Source organism: Bacteroides sp. RTP21281st1_H5_RTP21281_210402 (genome assembly GCF_040918965.1).
Classification (GTDB): domain Bacteria; phylum Bacteroidota; class Bacteroidia; order Bacteroidales; family Bacteroidaceae; genus Bacteroides; species Bacteroides congonensis.
On record NZ_JBCOWR010000037.1, the window covers coordinates 1 to 18,157 of the forward strand.

The 18,157-nt window shown below is 42.1% G+C and carries 12 protein-coding genes; 1 reads left to right on the forward strand and 11 read right to left on the reverse strand.

Annotated features, from left to right (window positions below):
* Positions 1-133 precede the first annotated feature (133 nt).
* The 6 genes from AB5443_RS24780 to rpsA all read right to left on the reverse strand — a co-directional run bounded on the left by AB5443_RS24780 (position 134) and on the right by rpsA (position 6,064).
* Complete coding sequence (locus AB5443_RS24780; RefSeq protein WP_022137682.1) at positions 134-598, reverse strand: hypothetical protein; 465 nt, start codon at positions 596-598, stop codon at positions 134-136.
* Positions 599-625: 27 nt separating this feature from the next.
* Positions 626-1,003, reverse strand: coding sequence for a hypothetical protein (locus AB5443_RS24785; protein WP_044653618.1), 378 nt, complete (start codon positions 1,001-1,003; stop codon positions 626-628).
* 47 nt (positions 1,004-1,050) lie between these two features.
* Positions 1,051-1,602 (reverse strand): RNA polymerase sigma factor, encoded by a 552-nt coding sequence (locus AB5443_RS24790; protein ID WP_022137684.1) that lies wholly within the window; start codon positions 1,600-1,602, stop codon positions 1,051-1,053.
* Between the two features lie 25 nt (positions 1,603-1,627).
* Positions 1,628-3,175: a L,D-transpeptidase family protein gene (locus AB5443_RS24795; RefSeq protein ID WP_368114571.1), complete on the reverse strand. Its 1,548-nt coding sequence runs from the start codon at positions 3,173-3,175 to the stop codon at positions 1,628-1,630.
* The gene (locus AB5443_RS24800; RefSeq protein ID WP_368114572.1) at positions 3,165-4,103 is read right to left on the reverse strand and encodes a ribonuclease Z; all 939 of its coding nucleotides are present in this window, start codon (positions 4,101-4,103) and stop codon (positions 3,165-3,167) included. Before AB5443_RS24800 ends, AB5443_RS24795 begins: the two co-directional genes overlap by 11 nt.
* Positions 4,104-4,267: 164 nt before the next feature.
* Entirely contained in the window at positions 4,268-6,064 is a 1,797-nt protein-coding gene (gene rpsA / locus AB5443_RS24805) for a 30S ribosomal protein S1 (RefSeq protein WP_044653620.1), read from the reverse strand.
* 111 nt (positions 6,065-6,175) lie between these two features.
* Between rpsA and AB5443_RS24810 the strand changes: the two genes are divergently transcribed.
* Complete coding sequence (locus AB5443_RS24810) at positions 6,176-12,136, forward strand: DUF3320 domain-containing protein (RefSeq protein ID WP_368114573.1); 5,961 nt, start codon at positions 6,176-6,178, stop codon at positions 12,134-12,136.
* 33 nt (positions 12,137-12,169) lie between these two features.
* Here AB5443_RS24810 and AB5443_RS24815 read toward each other — a convergent pair whose 3' ends face one another.
* From AB5443_RS24815 to AB5443_RS24835, 5 genes are all read right to left on the reverse strand, one after another.
* Positions 12,170-13,303 carry a retron St85 family RNA-directed DNA polymerase gene (locus tag AB5443_RS24815; protein ID WP_368114574.1) on the reverse strand — a complete coding sequence of 378 codons (1,134 nt, stop codon included), beginning with the start codon at positions 13,301-13,303 and terminating at the stop codon, positions 12,170-12,172.
* Between the two features lie 206 nt (positions 13,304-13,509).
* On the reverse strand, positions 13,510-15,621 hold the full coding sequence (locus tag AB5443_RS24820; protein WP_368114576.1) for a DUF5686 family protein: 2,112 nt from the start codon (positions 15,619-15,621) through the stop codon (positions 13,510-13,512).
* Between the two features lie 265 nt (positions 15,622-15,886).
* Positions 15,887-16,462 (reverse strand): hypothetical protein, encoded by a 576-nt coding sequence (locus AB5443_RS24825; RefSeq protein ID WP_022139851.1) that lies wholly within the window; start codon positions 16,460-16,462, stop codon positions 15,887-15,889.
* A 60-nt stretch (positions 16,463-16,522) separates the two neighbouring features.
* Positions 16,523-17,059: a DUF4468 domain-containing protein gene (locus tag AB5443_RS24830; protein ID WP_368114575.1), complete on the reverse strand. Its 537-nt coding sequence runs from the start codon at positions 17,057-17,059 to the stop codon at positions 16,523-16,525.
* Between the two features lie 58 nt (positions 17,060-17,117).
* Positions 17,118-17,507 (reverse strand): DUF5640 domain-containing protein, encoded by a 390-nt coding sequence (locus AB5443_RS24835; RefSeq protein ID WP_022139853.1) that lies wholly within the window; start codon positions 17,505-17,507, stop codon positions 17,118-17,120.
* Positions 17,508-18,157: the final 650 nt, after the last annotated feature.

Below are 18,157 nucleotides of genomic sequence, written 5' to 3' on the forward strand. Positions count from 1 at the left end.
GCAGCATAGCCAAAAGAAAATATAGCAGAACTGTAAAATATAAAAGAGGTTGCGCCAACGTTTTGACACAACCTCTTTATTTTACCCAAACAGAACGTCTGTTCATACTCAACAGAGCGTCTGATTTATTATCTTATTTTTTCTTTGAATCTTTACTGTCTCCCTTGCGATGCATTCCTTTTATCATCTCCCTGTGGAAACGCATTTCCGCCCGCTGAACGAGAAATATCTTCTTGCTGGAAAGAATCTTTTTGAACCTGCCCAAATAAGTTTTATCCAGTTGGTCTGCAGCGATACGGTTATTGGCTACTTTCTCGTTGATTTCTTCATATTGGGCTTCCGTAGTCTTATCATCCTTGCCTTTGCGCATCAGATCCCAAGATTCATCATTCAGCTTTTTCTTTTTGTCCTGAAGTTCAAAATAAATGGGGAAGAACTTGGCAGCTTCTTCTTTTGTCAATCCTGCCTGTTCGATAATATACGCCTTTTGTTTTGCCCTGAACTCTTCGCGGGACAAATGTTGGTCACACCCGTCAGCAGCCCAAAGAACAGGCATAAAGCCACACAACAAAACGACTAATGCGATTACTTTTCTCATTTTCTGTATTCAATCGGTTTTAATAAATCATTCTACACTTGCGTCACTCAAATAAACATATAACGAATAATCATCCAACATGGCACGATCCAGTGCCACATCTATCATTTCATCGGATATTACTTCCGTATCCACCTCTGTCACTGCCACCTCATCTACCGTAACAGGTTTATGATCTGTCGACGCTACCCGGATAATCAAGGCGGCTCCTACAAACATAGCTGCCATATAAAGCAATGGTTTGAGTCTTGTCCATGTGCTGACAGGTTCTTCCTTGAAAGCGACTTTCGCTTTTTCAGGAAGCTTATTCATCACCTCTGAAGTCAGGTTTTCAAAGTAGCCATCGGGAACTTTGAAGGAATTTTCCATCCCAAGCTTCTTCAATAGGGTATCTTCTTCTTTCATACGTTTTTCTCCTCTCTTTTCCTTAGACGTTGTCCAATCTAAAAGGTTTAATCGATTTCTTCTAAAAACTTCTCTATTTTCTTCACCGCATGATGATAAGAGGCTTTCAATGCGCCGACCGACGTACCGAACACTTCCGACATCTCTTCGTATTTCATTTCCTGATAATACTTCAGGTTGAACACCATGCGTTGTTTCTCCGGAAGTGTCAGCAATGCTTTCTGTAAGCACATCTGCACTTGGTCGCCCGAAAAATAGGGGTCGCTTTCCAGTTTCTGCACAACCATTGCTTCCGGGTCATCGATGGCTACGGTAGTCATGGCACGCTGTTTGTTCAGAAAGGTGAGACATTCATTCAGCGCAATGCGGTAGAGCCAGGTAGACAGCTTCGCCTCGGCACGGAAATAGTCGATATTCGTCCATGCCTTGATAAAAGTGTTTTGCAGGAGATCGTTCGCATCCTCATGCGACAGTACCATCCGGCGGATCTGCCAATACAATTGTTCGCTATACTGCGCCACAATCATTTCAAATCCTTGCCGCTGGGTACTCTCCTCCTGAAGGAGTTTCAGAACTTCGCGTTCGTTATAAGGGGTCATACTCTCTTGTTATCTGTATGTTTATTTATGGTTTCAAATTCAGGTCGTTCATAGCCTTTAATATAGACGGATCATATTTGTAAATGTCCTCACAATATCTCAGATTATTGTCGGCAGACAAGTAAACTGTCTGATAATCTATAAATAAAGGTATATGTTTCTCTAAACTATAATGTTTCAGTTCACGGTAAGCCGCGCTGACAGGCAGATTTTTTCCTTCTTCAGTCACCGGTTTGATGTCCATTGCGATACGGATACGGTCTTCAAGCAATGAATCCTGCTTATTCAACAGGAAGAAGGAGAAATCAAGCGCTTTCTGAAGGCGTACGCAGCCATGACTTACCGCCCGGTTCTTTCGTGTGAAAGCCCAACGGGAAGGAGTATCGTGCAGATAAACGGAATGAGGATTGGGAAAACGGAAGATGATGCGTCCCAATGAGTTTCCCGTCTTATTGTCCTGCTTCACCGTATAGGGTACGCCCTTTCCTGCATACTTAGCCCATTTGATGCTGTGCGGGTCTACTTGCAGGCCGGTCTTATTATCATATACCTTCATGCGGTTGCGGGTAAAATAAGTCGTATCCCTGCGATAGGTAGGAATAATCTCTTTCCTGATAATACTTTGAGGGACGTTCCAATACGGATTCAGTTCCATATAGTAGATTCTGCTCGACAACAAGGGCGTCTTATTCTTCACGCTTCCCACGCAGATACGCATTTCCAGGATAGAGTCTGTCTCCTCATTGATAGCTTGTAGCATAAATGCCGCTACATTGGCTACTACATATTTCTTTCCTTTATCCAAGGCATACTGCCAGCGTGCGCGTTCCATATTCACCAACAAACGGTCGCGGTAATAATCCGTAGTATCCGTCTCACCCCAGGCATTCACACGTTCCAGTTCTTCCTGCATTTTGTGATAAAGCGGTGAAGAAGGTTGCGCTTTATGAAAGGCTGTATTGGCATTTGTCCGGAGAGAATCCAAAGCAGCCATTGCAAAATCCTTATCATAATCCTTCAGAGGTATCCGGCTGATTGAGTCGTTCCACCTGTCTTTTGAAGGAAGAAACCCGAACTTCAACTGACATACATATGAAAGATAGGCAGACGTCAACTGATATTCAATATCCGCCAACAGGCGGTTCATGGTCTTTCCTTCCTGCAATTGCAGTGTACGTACCTGATGCAATTCCTTGCGAATGCTATCCGTAGGATAAAGATGCGGATTAATGCCATGCCGCGAGATATTTTCCAGCCAATACAGCATGGAGTCTGCCGCTTGTACAGCAGGCTTATCTGAAATCAACGAATCATTCAACCAGAAAAATTCATCTTTCTCCCGATAGTGGGCTGCCAATGCCGAATCCCAGGGAGTCTCCTGCTTATTTTCATTCAAATAAGAATGAATCATCTGATGGATACTATCCGTACTAATCTGCCAGGTAGGATTAAACAATTCCTGAAGACTTGCCAAAGAATCCGGTATCGGAGACAAAGGTTTCTCCTTTTTGCAAGCTGCCAGGCAAGCTATACATACGATTATCATTCCCCAAAGCAGCCGCTTACTTTTCATATGCAGTCCCTCCGTCAACGTCGATACATAAGTTTTCTTTCGCCAAAATCGTTTGCGGGAAGATGGCGGATGCTTCGTTGAATAAAATAGATTCATCTTCATAGCGGGCGGAAAAATGTCCGATCAGCAACTGTTTCACATTGGCATCCAACGCAAGTTGCGCTGCTTGTGCTGCCGTTGTATGATAAGTCTCTTTTGCCCGTGCCTGCTCTCCCTGCGCAAAGGTCGCTTCATGGAAAAGCAAATCTACATTCCTGATTTGTTCCGCAATCGCCGGACGATAAATCGTATCGGAACAATAAGCGTATTTGCGTGCCGGAGCCGAAGGACGGGTCAATCGGGAATTAGGGATTACTTCTCCTTCGGGAGTCATAAAATCCGCCCCGTTCTTGATGCGGTTCAGTTCATAGACCGGAACTTTATAAAAGTCTACCATGTCTCTGATAATATGATTGGGGCGCTGTTTTTCTTCAAAAAGAAAACCACAGCAAGGTATGCGGTGCTTCAAAGGAATCGTAGTTACAGTCACCGAACGGTCGTCGTAAATGACAACAGGTTCCTTCGTTTCAAATTCATGGAAGAATACTTTATAGGTCAGCGTCTTGCAGAAGAAAGCAAGCAGTGGCGCAAACAGTTCTTCCAACCCTTTCGGGGAGTGAATATGCAAATCAGCCGTTCTGCCCAACAAGCCGAATGTAGAGATTAAGCCCGTCAAGCCGAAACAATGGTCACCATGCAAATGAGAGATAAAGATATGGTTCAGTCGGGAAAACTTCAGTCGGGAACGACGCAATTGCATTTGCGCGCCTTCCCCACAATCAATCATAAATAGTTTTTCACGCAGGTTGACGACTTGTGAAGTCGCAAAATGTCGTGTAGTAGGCAAAGCAGAGCCGCACCCTAATATATGTAACTCGAATTTTTCCATGGTATGCAAAGATATAGTATTTCAGATTCAATCTTGCAAAGGATGAAACTTTTTTTTCTATTCACCACAGAGGACACGGAGGACGCAGAGGATAAGAAGGATATGGTGAATAGAAAAAGGCGCCCCGTTTGGGAGCGCCTTCATCAGAAAATATTCTGTTCAGATTATTTCTTTCCTTCCAACTGTTCTTTCAATGCAGCAAGAGCGTCGATGTCGCCCAGTGTAGTTGAAGCAGCCTGGTTCTGGATCATCGGAGAATCTTCTCTCTTACCAGATGTCTTCTTAGCGCCGGAAGCAGCTTTCTTTTCAGCTCTTTCTTCTGCTTTAGCAACATCTTCGAAAATACGGCTGTGAGACAGGATGATTCTCTTAGCGTCCTTGTTGAACTCGATCACTTTGAATTCAAGTTTTTCATCCAACTGAGCTTGTGAACCGTCTTCTTTTACAAGGTGTTTCGGAGTTGCGAAACCTTCTACACCGTAAGGAAGAGCTACAACAGCACCCTTATCCAACATTTCGATGATAGTACCTTCGTGTACAGAACCTACTGTAAATACAGTTTCGAATACATCCCAAGGATTTTCTTCGAGTTGTTTGTGGCCAAGGCTCAAACGACGGTTTTCTTTGTCGATTTCGAGTACCTGAACTTCGATGTCAGCACCAATCTGAGTAAATTCTGACGGGTGTTTCACCTTCTTAGTCCAAGAAAGGTCAGAGATGTGGATCAAGCCGTCTACACCTTCTTCGATTTCTACGAATACACCGAAGTTAGTGAAGTTACGTACTTTTGCAGTGTGCTTGGAACCTACAGGATACTTTTCTTCGATAGTTTCCCATGGGTCTTGTTTCAGTTGCTTGATACCCAAAGACATTTTACGTTCTTCGCGGTCAAGTGTAAGAACAACAGCTTCCACTTCGTCGCCTACCTTCATGAAATCCTGTGCAGAACGCAGGTGCTGGCTCCAAGACATTTCTGAAACGTGGATCAAACCTTCTACGCCGGCAGCGATTTCGATGAATGCACCGTAGTCAGCCATAACGACAACTTTACCGTTTACTTTGTCACCAACCTTCAACTCTGTATCCAAAGCATCCCATGGGTGCGGAGTAAGTTGTTTCAGACCAAGAGCGATACGTTTCTTTTCGTCATCGAAGTCAAGGATAACAACGTTAAGTTTCTGATCCAGCTCAACCACTTCTTTCGGATCGCTAACGCGTCCCCAAGAAAGGTCAGTAATGTGGATCAAACCGTCTACGCCACCAAGGTCGATGAATACACCGTAAGATGTGATATTTTTAACAGTTCCTTCAAGAACTTGTCCTTTTTCAAGTTTACCGATAATTTCTTTCTTCTGTTGTTCCAGTTCAGCTTCGATAAGAGCTTTGTGAGATACAACAACGTTTTTGAATTCCTGGTTGATTTTAACCACTTTGAATTCCATTGTTTTGCCAACGAATACATCATAGTCGCGGATCGGTTTAACGTCAATCTGAGAACCCGGCAAGAATGCTTCGATTCCGAATACGTCAACGATCATACCACCCTTAGTGCGGCACTTGATGTAACCCTTGATAATTTCTTCATTTTCCAGAGCAGCGTTCACGCGATCCCAAGAACGAGTAGCGCGGGCTTTTCTGTGTGACAGAACGAGTTGTCCTTTTTTGTCTTCCTGATTTTCGATATACACTTCTACTGTATCACCTACTTTCAGGTCAGGATTGTAACGGAATTCATTCAAAGGGATGATACCGTCTGATTTGTAACCGATGTTCACAACTACTTCACGCTTGTTCATTGCGATTACGGTTCCGTCAACAACCTCACGGTCGTTAACTTTGTTAAGCGTACCGTCGTAAGCTTTTTCTAATTCTTCGTGGCTTGCGCTTGTTACCGCTTCGCCGTTTTCATAAGCATCCCAGTTGAAGTCTTCAATAGGAGCTACGTTCTTTAAGTTTTCCATTAATAAATAAATTGTTTAATACTTTAATTAAATAAGACATTATATTATCTCTAAATCGGGCGCAAAGGTAGAAATATTTTCTTGATTGACAAAAGAATGGCTGAATAAAAGATGCTTGTATCCGTATTTTTTGTAATATTGCAAGTCTTAATATATACAGTTTTTGCCATGGACGAGAGATTGGACAAAGTCAAGGTACAGTTCAGCTATTTGCCGCTCATTAATTTTGCGATACAACAAAACAGTGCACCGGTCATTCATCAGCTTTCTATAGAGAACGCAACATCTGCCCCGCTAAAGGACATACAAGTGCAAATCACGGCTGAACCCGCTTTCGGCAATGCTGTCCCGACAGTTATCGAGCTGATTCCGGCGCATGGCACGGTATCTTTGCAGCCCCTTTCTCTCACGTTATCGGCCAATTACTTCACACAACTGACCGAGCGTTTGTCCGGCAATCTGAAGATAGAAATCACTTCCGAAGCATCGCTGATATTTACGCAGACCTACCCTATCGACATTTTGGCTTATGACCAATGGGGCGGGCTCAATGTGCTTCCTGAAATGCTGGCTGCCTTTATCACTCCCAATCACACCGCCATCTTACCTATTATAAAAAGGGCGGCCGCTATTTTGGGGCAATGGACGGACAGCCCGTCTCTCGACGAATACCAGAGCCGCAACCCGGACAGGGTGAGAAAGCAGATGGCTGCCATTTATACCGCCATCTCCGAACAGCAGATTATATACAGTACCATTCCCGCTAGCTTCGAAGAATACGGGCAACGTGTCCGGCTGGCTGACTCCGTGATGGCCCAGAAATTGGGAACTTGTCTCGATATGTCCCTGCTCTATGCTTCGTGCCTGGAAGCTATCGGGCTGAACCCGCTTATCATCATTACTCAAGGGCACGCTTTCGCAGGAGCGTGGCTAGTGCCGGAAACGTTTCCCGATCCCACCGTGGACGACGTTTCTTTATTAACCAAAAGAACGGCCGAAGGAATCTACGACATCACTTTGGTGGAGACGACCTGCATGAACATGGGACACCAGTCCGACTTCGACAACGCTGTGAAGAAAGCGAACGGCAAGCTGACGGACGGAAGTAATTTCATGCTTGCGATAGATGTGAAGAGAGCAAGACATTCGGGGATTCGTCCCATCCCTCAACGCATATTGCATGGACAGACATGGGAAATAGAAGAGAATGAACCTGTTGTCCCTAAGAATACAGTGCATGCCACCCCGCAAAGTATTAATCCTTATGATTTATCGGGCACCGAAACGCAGACTGTCATTACCAAACAGCTATTGTGGGAAAGACGTTTGCTCGATTTAAGCCTGCGCAATAATCTGCTGAACATCCGTATTACTAAAAATACACTCCAACTTATTCCGGCAAATCTCGCCTGTCTGGAAGATGCTTTGGCCGAAGGAGAAGAGTTCCGTATCCTTCACCACCCTGCCGGTTGGGAAAGTCCGGCTATGGAGTTCGGTATCTATTCATCCGTTCCCGAATCCAATCCGATAGTCGATTTCGTCAATTCGGAACTTTCACAGAAAAGATTACGTTTTTACTTGTCCGAGAATGATTTAGGCAAAGCATTGACTCATCTCTACCGTTCTTCGCGTACATCTATCGAGGAGAATGGAGCTAATACGCTGTATCTTGCCCTTGGATTGCTGAAATGGTATGAGACTCCTTCCAGCGAACGTCCCCGCTATGCGCCAATACTATTACTACCGGTCGAAATCATCCGCAAATCAGCAGCTAAGGGATATGTAATCCGTTCCCGTGAAGAGGAGACGATGATGAATATCACTTTACTGGAGATGCTCCGCCAAAACTTTGGAATCAGCGTGCCCGGATTAGACCCATTGCCTTCCGATGAAAGTGGCGTAAACGTGAAATTAATCTACTCTATCATCCGAAACAGCATCAAGAACCAGCGCAAATGGGATGTTGAGGAACAAGCTATCCTTGGCATCTTTTCTTTCAATAAGTTTATCATGTGGAATGACATTCATAATAATGCCCACAAACTGGTTCAGAATAAAATCGTATCGAGCCTCATCAACGGAAAGATTGAATGGGAAGCCGCCACAGAAGAAATAGATGCTACTTACATGGACAAGCAACTGTCTCCTGCCGATATTGTACTGCCTATCATCGCCGATTCTTCGCAACTGGAAGCCATATACGAAGCGGTACACGACAAGACGTTTATCCTACACGGCCCACCGGGAACAGGAAAGTCGCAAACGATTACCAACATTATCGCCAATGCTCTCTATAAAGGAAAACGGGTATTGTTTGTAGCGGAAAAGATGGCTGCCCTTTCCGTTGTCCAAAACAGACTGGCTGCCATTGGTCTTGCTCCGTTCTGCCTGGAAATTCATTCCAATAAGACAAAGAAATCCGCAGTCATCTCACAACTGAAAGAGACGACCGGAATTATCAGGAAAACGCCACCCGAAGAATTCAAGAAGGAAGCGGAACGCTTGTTGAGCCTGCGGGCGGAATTGAATAAATACATCGAAGCTCTGCATAAAGAGTACCCGTTCGGAGTTTCATTATACGATGCGATTATTCATTATCAATCGTTGGATGCCGAGCCTTGTTTCAATATTCCTCAAAGCTATCTGGAGAAATTGGATAAAGATACGTTTACGCAATGGGAAGAGGCTGTTGAATCTTTGGTAAGAACGGCCAATGCGTGCGGGCATCCGCATCAACACCCGTTGACGGGTATCTTCATTACAGAATATTCATCTGCCGGAAAAGACGAAGCCGCCCGAACGCTCACCGAATTTATCGACTTGCTGAAGGCTATCCAACAGAAACTGGTTACATTCTCCGCGCTTCTGAAAGATACGGAGATGTATCCCACACGTACAGACTTTCAGACGATTGCGAATATTATCCGAAGAATACTCGATATTCCCGAACTTACTCCCGGTTTATTGACTCTGCCATTGTTGAATGAAACTCTTGATGAATATCGTGAAGTAGTGAATCATGGTCGTAAACGTGACGAATCAAGAAAAGCTATCGAAACTGGATTTACAAAAGAAATCCTGCAAGTGGATGCCGGGAACATGTTAGCCGAATGGAACCGGGTATCCGCCCAATGGTTTCTTCCGAGATATTTCGGACAGAGAAAAATAAAGAAGGCTCTCCATATCTATGCCCTGAAAGCCATTGAACCGGATGCTATCCAACCTTTACTTCATCAGATTATTCAATATCAGGAAGAGAACAAAGCCGTTCAGAAATATGCAAGCCAACTGCCGTTCCTGTTCGGACGATTCGGAAAGAATGAAGACTGGAATACCATTGAGCAGATTATCAATGACATGATTTCCCTTCATTCGCATCTGCTGAACTATTCGAAAGACATAGCCAAAGTTTCACAAATCAAACAGAATCTGTCTGTACAACTGGCTGAAGGCATACAGACATTCAGAGATATTCATTCCCAGTCTCTCAATGAAATCTATCAGTATTCGGATACACTCGCAAATATAGAGCACAGGCTTTCCGAAACGTTGGGCATATCCATAGCGGAACTCTATATCAATTCGACTGACTGGATTCGTACAGGCATATCAAAAGCCCAAACGTGGAAAGAAAATCTGGATAAACTCAAGGACTGGTATCAATGGCTGCAAACCTACCGGACGCTGGATAAACTTAACATCGGATTTATCGCAACGGAATATAAGGAGAAGAATATTCCTACTTCCCAACTTGCGGACAGCTTTTATAGAAGTTTTTATCAGAGTGCTATTCAGTATATCATTTCCAAGGAGCCAACCCTGGAGTTGTTCAACGGCAAGATATTCAATGATATAATAGCGAAGTACAAACAAATATCGACTCAATTCGAAGAAACCACCAAGAAGGAATTATTTGCCAGGTTGGCTTCCAACATTCCATCTTTTACTCACGAAGCCATTCAAAGCTCCGAAGTCGGCATACTCCGAAAGAACATCCGGAACAATGCCCGTGGCATATCCATCCGTAAGTTGTTCGACCAAATTCCGACTTTGCTGTCGCGTATGTGCCCGTGCATGTTGATGAGTCCGCTTTCCGTAGCTCAATTCATTGATACAGACGCGGATAAGTTTGACCTGATAGTCTTTGACGAAGCATCGCAGATGCCGACTTATGAAGCCGTAGGCGCCATTGCCCGGGGTAACAATGTGATTATTGTAGGCGACCCGAAACAGATGCCGCCTACCAACTTTTTCTCAGTCAATACCGTTGACGAAGATAATATCGAGATGGAAGATTTGGAAAGTATTCTTGATGACTGCCTTGCTTTGTCTATTCCATCGAAGTATTTATTGTGGCATTATCGAAGCAAGCACGAGAGTCTTATCGCTTTCAGTAACTCCGAGTACTACGACAATAAACTGATGACTTTCCCGTCGCCCGATAATATTGAATCCAAGGTAAGGCTGGTGTCTATCAACGGGTATTATGACAAAGGTAAATCCCGTCAGAATCAAGCCGAAGCGCAAGCGGTGGTCGATGAAATAGAAAGAAGGTTGAGAAGCGAGGAATTAAGAAAGAAGAGTATTGGCGTTGTTACTTTCAGTATTGTTCAGCAAGCCTTAATAGAAGATTTATTGTCCGACCTCTTTATCTTCCACCCCGAACTGGAAACTCTGGCTTTGGAATGTGAAGAACCGCTATTTATCAAGAACCTGGAGAATGTGCAGGGAGATGAACGGGATGTGATTCTCTTTTCCGTGGGTTACGGCCCGGACGCCACAGGACGTGTCAGCATGAACTTCGGCCCGCTAAACCGGGCAGGTGGAGAAAGAAGGCTGAATGTGGCTGTTTCCCACGCCCGGTATGAGATGATTATTTATTCTACCTTAAGGTCGGACATGATAGACTTGAACCGGACTTCTTCCATTGGTGTAGCCGGACTGAAACGCTTCCTTGAGTATGCGGAAAAAGGGACAAGAAATATAGTCAACAGTGCCGCTAATCCGCTATCGGACACATCAGCTTCTATCGAGAATATCATAGCTGATAAATTGCGTTCACTGGGATATACTGTACATACCGACATCGGATGCTCCGGTTATAAGATAGACATAGGAATAGTAGATACTCAAAACGGGTCTAATTATCAACTTGGCATTATCTGTGACGGAAAAAATTATCAGCGTACCAAGACTGCACGCGACCGGGAGATTGTTCAAAACAATGTCCTGAAAGCACTCGGCTGGACTATCTGCCGTATATGGACAATGGACTGGTGGGAAAAACCGGATGAAGTAATTGCATCCATACAGCAGGCAATCTCTCGAAAGAAAGAATCCGAAGCAAACGTGGAGACCGATACTGCGCAGACAAACACCACTCCGGCAACCATAACGGAAGAAAAACAAAACGAGAAGCCTGCTTCAACCCCCCAAAGGAGTACTAATGAAGTCTCATTACTTCTCAAAACGTCACCGACTGCTACTGAAAAGCAAACAGTTTCCACATTGGTTGTCCCAAGTAGACTACAGGATTATGAGTCCACCAAAGTCACTCCGGATAAATATCTGCCCGAAGATTTCTTTCTCCCGGAAAGTTATCCAGTCCTTACTTCCCAAATACAGAAAATAATAGAAAACGAAGCTCCGGTCAGCAAATCCCTGCTTTGCAAAAAGATTCTGTCCGAATGGGGAATCAGCCGTTTGGGGCCACGGATAGAAGCACATATAGAAACTGTGTTTAAGGCACTGAATACATATAATACAGAACACGACGGATATGTTTATTGTTGGAAAGACAAAGAACAGTGCAGTTCATATCTAGCTTACCGACCGGATTCCGACCGGGATGTGACTGATATATCTCCTGAAGAAATAGCCAACGCCATCCAGCAGATACTCACCGACTCCATCAGCCTGCCTATGGCAGATTTGATAAAAGCATGCGCACAGACTTTCGGTTTCCCCCGTATGGGTTCGACCATAGATGCCGCCATGCGGAGAGGTATCCGCGAAGCAGTGAAAAGAAATTATGCAAAAATGGAAAATGGACGGGTAACGGTTGCCAATTAATACCGTTTGCCAATTAATACCGTTTAAGACTGATTAATAATGTTTCTCCAGACGTTTCAGGGCGATAATAGAATCGGATACATAAGTGTTATCCGGTTCTATCGACCGCCAATAACAAAGTTCCCCGATCAACCGTTTCAGATAGGCAGGGTCGTTTGAACCGATTCTACGTTGATGTTCCACCAATCCTTTTGTCAGGATGAAATAGACATTCTTCCGAATCTCCCGCTTTCTTGTTTTAGGAATCGTCAGCTTCACACCAGAGCTGACAGATACGCCTGTGATAATCTTCCTGTCATACTCATGCAGGAAACGGGTCTTTTTATGATTCGGTTCAAACTTCTCGTCACGGATTATCTGTTTAATCCGAGGGATTATCTGTTCTTTCGGGAACACATCGCCCGAGAAAGTCAGGTCATCGGCATAGCGGGTATATGCCAACCCGTACTCTGCTGCCAACGCCGCCAATTTCTTATCCATCTCATAGCCGACAATATTACTCAATGCAGGACTCGTAGGAGCTCCCTGCGGTAAACTATTATGCAGGCAACATAATGTTCTAAAGACTTTCGCCACATTTGCCGGATAACCCATCTTCTCGAATGTCGCCTTCACCCTCGGGCTTCGTATAGAAAAGAAAAAATCATGAATATCCATTTTCAACACATACCGCTTTCCCAAATGAGGACTGGCATTGTCAACTACCGAGCGTCCGCATCGGAATCCGACTGCTGCCGGATGGATGGTAGTCACCGATGATAAGATTCGGGAGTTAATAGTTGTTTGGATAGATTGGAGTTCTTTGAGCGGAGCAGAAATCATACGATATCCACCCCTTCTTTTCCTCACCCAAAACTCATGGTAATGGGTAGGGATGTTTTCAAGTATTTCTTTCAGTCTGTTTGCTTCCACGCCCAACAGGCTGGCGCACCAAACGACCGATTCATCATCAAACTTAGGCACATACGGAGATTGCGGAGCGGTAACCCCTAAAGCTCGTCGAAGCCAAGCGCCATGCCCGGATTCAGACTTGGAAGCACTTTCTTCCTTCCCACCACTAGCTGTTGCTTTCCACCTTTTATACCCCTCCTGTTTCCTGCTCGAAGAAATCATCTTATAAATCAGGAAACCGGTGATTATAAGTATTGTTATTAAAATACCGTCCATTTTGTATCATGTATATAAAGAAAGAGAGAAGAGGATGAGTTATTTACTAAAATAAATTTAAGGTATTTATACCTAAGAATTTATTTTCTAGGAAAATACCTGTGCTTATGAGGCGACTACACCTCTTTTGTGCTAAATTTTGCCCTCATCCTCTTCTATACAAAGATAGAAAATTCTTTCGATTTATGCAAAAAGAATGTCAAAAACTATCGGTTGAACAACTCAAATGTAAATTTGCAGCCTATTCCGCCGAAATTCCAATTCTCACTGCTCACAAAAACTCCGACATCAAAAATATGTGTGCCGATGCCATACCCTACTTCCATGTAAGGTTGAAGATGGGGCATGCAGAGGGCGCTTACGTAAATACGTTCATTCTGTACATAACGTGTATATTTCATCAGATGCTTTAATATCAGAAATGGCGCCTCATAAGTGAAATGCCCGCGTACATAACGGCGGGAAGAGTTATACCAACGTCCGTCGAGCACTTGAAACACTCCGCCGATTTCATCGTTCCACCCCACAGGAAGATTGCGACGGGAGAAGTTGGCGAAATCCACGAAATACAATTCATCCTGATTGGTGAACGCGCCAAATCCGAAACGATAATAGATATTGCGCATCAGTCCCAACCGGATTTGATGTTGAAGGTCGAACTCTATCCTTTCATATTCGCCTGTGCTTTTGAATACTCCTTTGATGCCTCGCTCGTAATCGACCGAGAAAGTAGGATATAAGGAACGGAGATTTATTTTTCGTTTTCCATTCATATAATAGTAAAGTCCCGGCGTCCATTCCACCCGGATACGGGGAGCGAAACTGATATAGGTATTCTTGAATTTCTCCATAAATTCAGGGGGTGGCATCGGATAGTCACCGGTTATCACGAAGCGGGAAGGCTCTACGGCCGTTCTCTTATGGGCGGAGAAACCCAGACTTATATCCAAACCATTGACTACCTCTACGGTATGGCGAAAATTAAAATACAAGTCTTTGAAATAATCAAGATGAATCAAATCGAAATTGAAGATGCTGTCCGGCATGGCTTTCAACTCATCCAACACCTTACTGCTATAAATGCGGTTACCGTTACCCACATTCAGACGGAAGAATCCACGCTTCTGCGGCCAATACTCAAAATCAGCATTCAATGACCAGTAGAATTCCTTACGCGTGAAATTATATCCGAGTTTAGGCACAACGCGAAGCAGCTTATCTCCTCTGAAAAGACGGTTGTAACGAAAATCCTGCCGATAAGACAAACCGTTGCTTCCACTATAACTGAACAGAAGCGGATTGATGAACGGAGAGAAACGGACACTTCCGATATTGGAAAGATTGAACTTATAATCTTCCACCATCAGGTCGCCCATTGTTCCCCAAAAAGCTTGGCTCTTGGATGGCTTCTGTATAGTAGCCGTATCACGTCTCAGCCGATAATCATGGTACAATTTCTTCTCACTTTCATTCAAAGGGATAGGTCGCATGATGGCAAAGGTCGAAGCATCTGTCTTATAGGCATTCGTGTCGCATTGTAAAGAGAAAGATTCCGAGAGGTTATAGTTTTTCTTTTCCTTCTTACGCACTTTCTTTTCTTTCAGTTCAATGGATTTATAATCCAAAGAAGCAGTATAGTTGCCATCAACCTTATTTCCGAGGAACTTAAAAAGAGCTTCCACATCATAACGCACAGGCAGAAATTCATTTTTCTTGCCTACGTCTCCCATCTTAATCCAGCAGGTGAATGTTATCAGTTCCGACCGTCCCGAAAAACGTATCTCACGGACACTCCAGACATTACTGCTGACAATCATATATCCGCCTACAAGTTGGTCACTCTTTGTCCGTGGAATAAAACGTACCCGATAATCAAGATTATTCGGATCTCCCATCACACTGTCTATCCGGTATTTATAGTATTTCTGTCCGTTCTTGGCTAGTGGTGACAGCAACCGTTCGTCATTCAGCAGGGAAGAGGAGTAAATGTTCACATTAAAGTATTCGAGCAAACCCGGCAACCCTCTGTTTCCCCTCACTGTTCCCTGCGATGCTTTTACTTTTTGGTCGTAGATATTGGGAGCGGTATAATGAAGGTCACTGTAAGTTTCGAGCAGATACTCGCGTACGCCCTTTTGCAAACGGAACATAGAAGGTACATAGCGAAGGATAAAATTCTTTTTCTGAATATCCATCTTACCCTTTATATATAGGTTAGCACGATAGTCACTGACTATCGTTTCATATAAAGGCGCGAAGGTCATGACACGTTCAATGATGGAATCGGCAGAAATACTTTTATGCGTATAAGGATTCATTATATAGTTACTGGCTGCCCCCTTTAAAGTAAAAGAGAACATACATAGTATGCATCCTATCAGTATTTTATCTCTCAATCGTCGTATCTCCTTCATTAACGTAGGCAAATATAAAAAAGAATATCGAAAAGCAAGGGGATTGGGGTACTAAAAAGAGTTATTAAGGAAATCCTGTTATAAAAAGAAAAGGGAGTATCCGACATTACAGATAATCCCTCTCCCGCATACATTACCATACCTACTACAGGAAATAAAAGACAGTAAATTAAATATCATTCAAAGAATTTTCATCATCTTCTTTCTCCTTTATCTTCACATTTATTTTATCTTCATATCTAATCTGAATCTGTCCATACTGATTAATATGTACTATAATCCCTCCTTTGTCAAGTGTCCAAAAGCTTATATAATTACATTTTTCTTTACGTAAAGCTTGCAATTCATATCCATCACCTTCATAATATGGTGAAGAGAAAAACTCAAAATGATCTTTAGGCTCTCCATACTTCTTTTTAAAAAGTTCCACCATCTCATTATAATCACTTTTCAAAGACGTCCATGATTCCTGTTCTGAATAGTACACACTAACCTTCCATACAGTCTTCGTTTTAGGAGAAGAGAGGATTAATACTTCTACCCATTTGCCTGTAAACAAGCCTTTCATTAAAGCTACATGATCTCTTGGATATTTTTTTAGAGAAAAACCATTTTTCTCCATTTTCTCCACAAAAGAAGACAAACTCCCTTCTAAAGTTATTCCCTTAAATTCAATATGAGAATCCTGAGAATAAATATTATTCGCTATAAATAGAACAAAAAACAGAATAAATATCTTTTTCATAACTATATATTGATATTATTGTCTATAGATACCTCAAATAGCACTTTTCCAGCCCTTTAATCAAAAATCATCTTCTATTGAAATAAACTTATTATATTGAGTTAATATTGTATTGAACTCAGCCCGCAATTCATCCATCATTTCAATCGCCTTTTTCTTAGAAATTCCACGCCCCATTTTTTTAGTATCAGGAACATTATCTCCTGTAAAATATGGAATTAAAGGCACGCTATACACCTTACCAGCACCAGTTTGTTCGGCTGAAACACAATTAATATCGTATATTTCTATTTTATATTTGTTATCTTTAAACCTAAACTTTGTCAAATACTCATACTTATATATACATTTCAGTCCCATCCCCACGCTAATGGAAAATTCTTTTTCCGTTTTAACTTGTATTACTCCATTATCTTTCTCTTCACTTTGTATTGAATGTTTAGGATTATTCCATTTATCCGAAATAAACATCTTAGCTTTTGAGAACAATTCATTTTTGCTCAATGAAACTTCTTTAACCTCTTCTATTTTAGAAGAACTCTGCGCACATAAACTAATAGGCAAAACAGTCAAAAGAAAAAGAAAAATTTTATTCATAATCATACCTTTAATATTTAGAAATTCATTAAATAATAAATTAACTTATATAGAAAAATCATTCTATTCTCTTATAAGTTCCACTTTCCTGACCATTGGTTATTTTCAGGACATCTTTTGAGAATAAACATTCCCATACCCTTTCCTGCCCGTTAAGTTTGTTTCCACCATCAGAATAAGTGATTACAATATTAATATTGTTAGCTGATATTTTATAGGTAAATAAATAATTGGTTGCAAAATCAGCTCCGTTGAGAAGTGCGTAATATCCAGTTCCATCATTCTCGAATTTCAGGTATTTATGAACACTTTCCGTACCTGTAGACCATGTTCCTATTATTTCTTCAGAGTTTAAATCAATCCAGTCATCATCAGAAGAAGAGCAACCACCCAAACCCAATAGGATTGTAAATAACAGAATTAACACAAAATATAAATTCTTTTTCATCTTATATAAATATTTAGTTTACTATATCGTTTGTGCTTTAGTAGCAAAATCTCAAAAAGAAATAAGATTATCGCATTTTGTTATATATACATTAGACAATAAACAAAGAGATTGTTGACAATGAGAAAAATTTATTTTCAATATGATAGTGGAGACATTCAGAGATAGTTTACTGTTATCTTCATTGATACTATTGCATCCATATAAAAATGATAATACTAGTAAGAAAAATAAAACTGTCTTCATATTGTCTGTTTTTAATCTGTGAATGATATTGCAAAGTAACGTACTTCTTTACATATAATCAAACTTTTTACTATTTTTTTTCAGAAAAACTCTCTTTCCTTTGCCGCACAATATCTTTTTTCTACCTTTGCAATATTATAAACGACAAGATGTTTTTACCAATTCATAAGGAAGAATTAATCACTTCGACTGCATCAATTAATAATTCCCCCTTATCCTTTAGCAATTTCATCCGCTTGAATTAATCTGTTGCACTTGGGCAACCGTTCGGATACACTTGTGTAACAGTCTAGTTACACTTGTCCATTCCGGTGAATGCCCAACTGCAAACAGGGCAGACGCATTATATTTATTACTATATTCTTATTTGCTATTTCTTTTCTATATTATTGGTTATTAATATA

What these genes read in the sequence shown, in the direction of transcription:
- AB5443_RS24780 (WP_022137682.1), bottom strand. Translation starts at nt 598, where the DNA reads ATGAGAAAAGTAATCGCATTAGTCGTTTTGTTGTGTGGCTTTATGCCT.
- AB5443_RS24785 (WP_044653618.1), bottom strand. Translation starts at nt 1,003, where the DNA reads ATGAAAGAAGAAGATACCCTATTGAAGAAGCTTGGGATGGAAAATTCC.
- AB5443_RS24790 (WP_022137684.1), bottom strand. Translation starts at nt 1,602, where the DNA reads ATGACCCCTTATAACGAACGCGAAGTTCTGAAACTCCTTCAGGAGGAG.
- AB5443_RS24795 (WP_368114571.1), bottom strand. Translation starts at nt 3,175, where the DNA reads ATGAAAAGTAAGCGGCTGCTTTGGGGAATGATAATCGTATGTATAGCT.
- AB5443_RS24800 (WP_368114572.1), bottom strand. Translation starts at nt 4,103, where the DNA reads ATGGAAAAATTCGAGTTACATATATTAGGGTGCGGCTCTGCTTTGCCT.
- rpsA (WP_044653620.1), bottom strand. Translation starts at nt 6,064, where the DNA reads ATGGAAAACTTAAAGAACGTAGCTCCTATTGAAGACTTCAACTGGGAT.
- AB5443_RS24810 (WP_368114573.1), top strand. Translation starts at nt 6,176, where the DNA reads ATGCTTGTATCCGTATTTTTTGTAATATTGCAAGTCTTAATATATACA.
- AB5443_RS24815 (WP_368114574.1), bottom strand. Translation starts at nt 13,303, where the DNA reads ATGGACGGTATTTTAATAACAATACTTATAATCACCGGTTTCCTGATT.
- AB5443_RS24820 (WP_368114576.1), bottom strand. Translation starts at nt 15,621, where the DNA reads ATGAATCCTTATACGCATAAAAGTATTTCTGCCGATTCCATCATTGAA.
- AB5443_RS24825 (WP_022139851.1), bottom strand. Translation starts at nt 16,462, where the DNA reads ATGAAAAAGATATTTATTCTGTTTTTTGTTCTATTTATAGCGAATAAT.
- AB5443_RS24830 (WP_368114575.1), bottom strand. Translation starts at nt 17,059, where the DNA reads ATGAATAAAATTTTTCTTTTTCTTTTGACTGTTTTGCCTATTAGTTTA.
- AB5443_RS24835 (WP_022139853.1), bottom strand. Translation starts at nt 17,507, where the DNA reads ATGAAAAAGAATTTATATTTTGTGTTAATTCTGTTATTTACAATCCTA.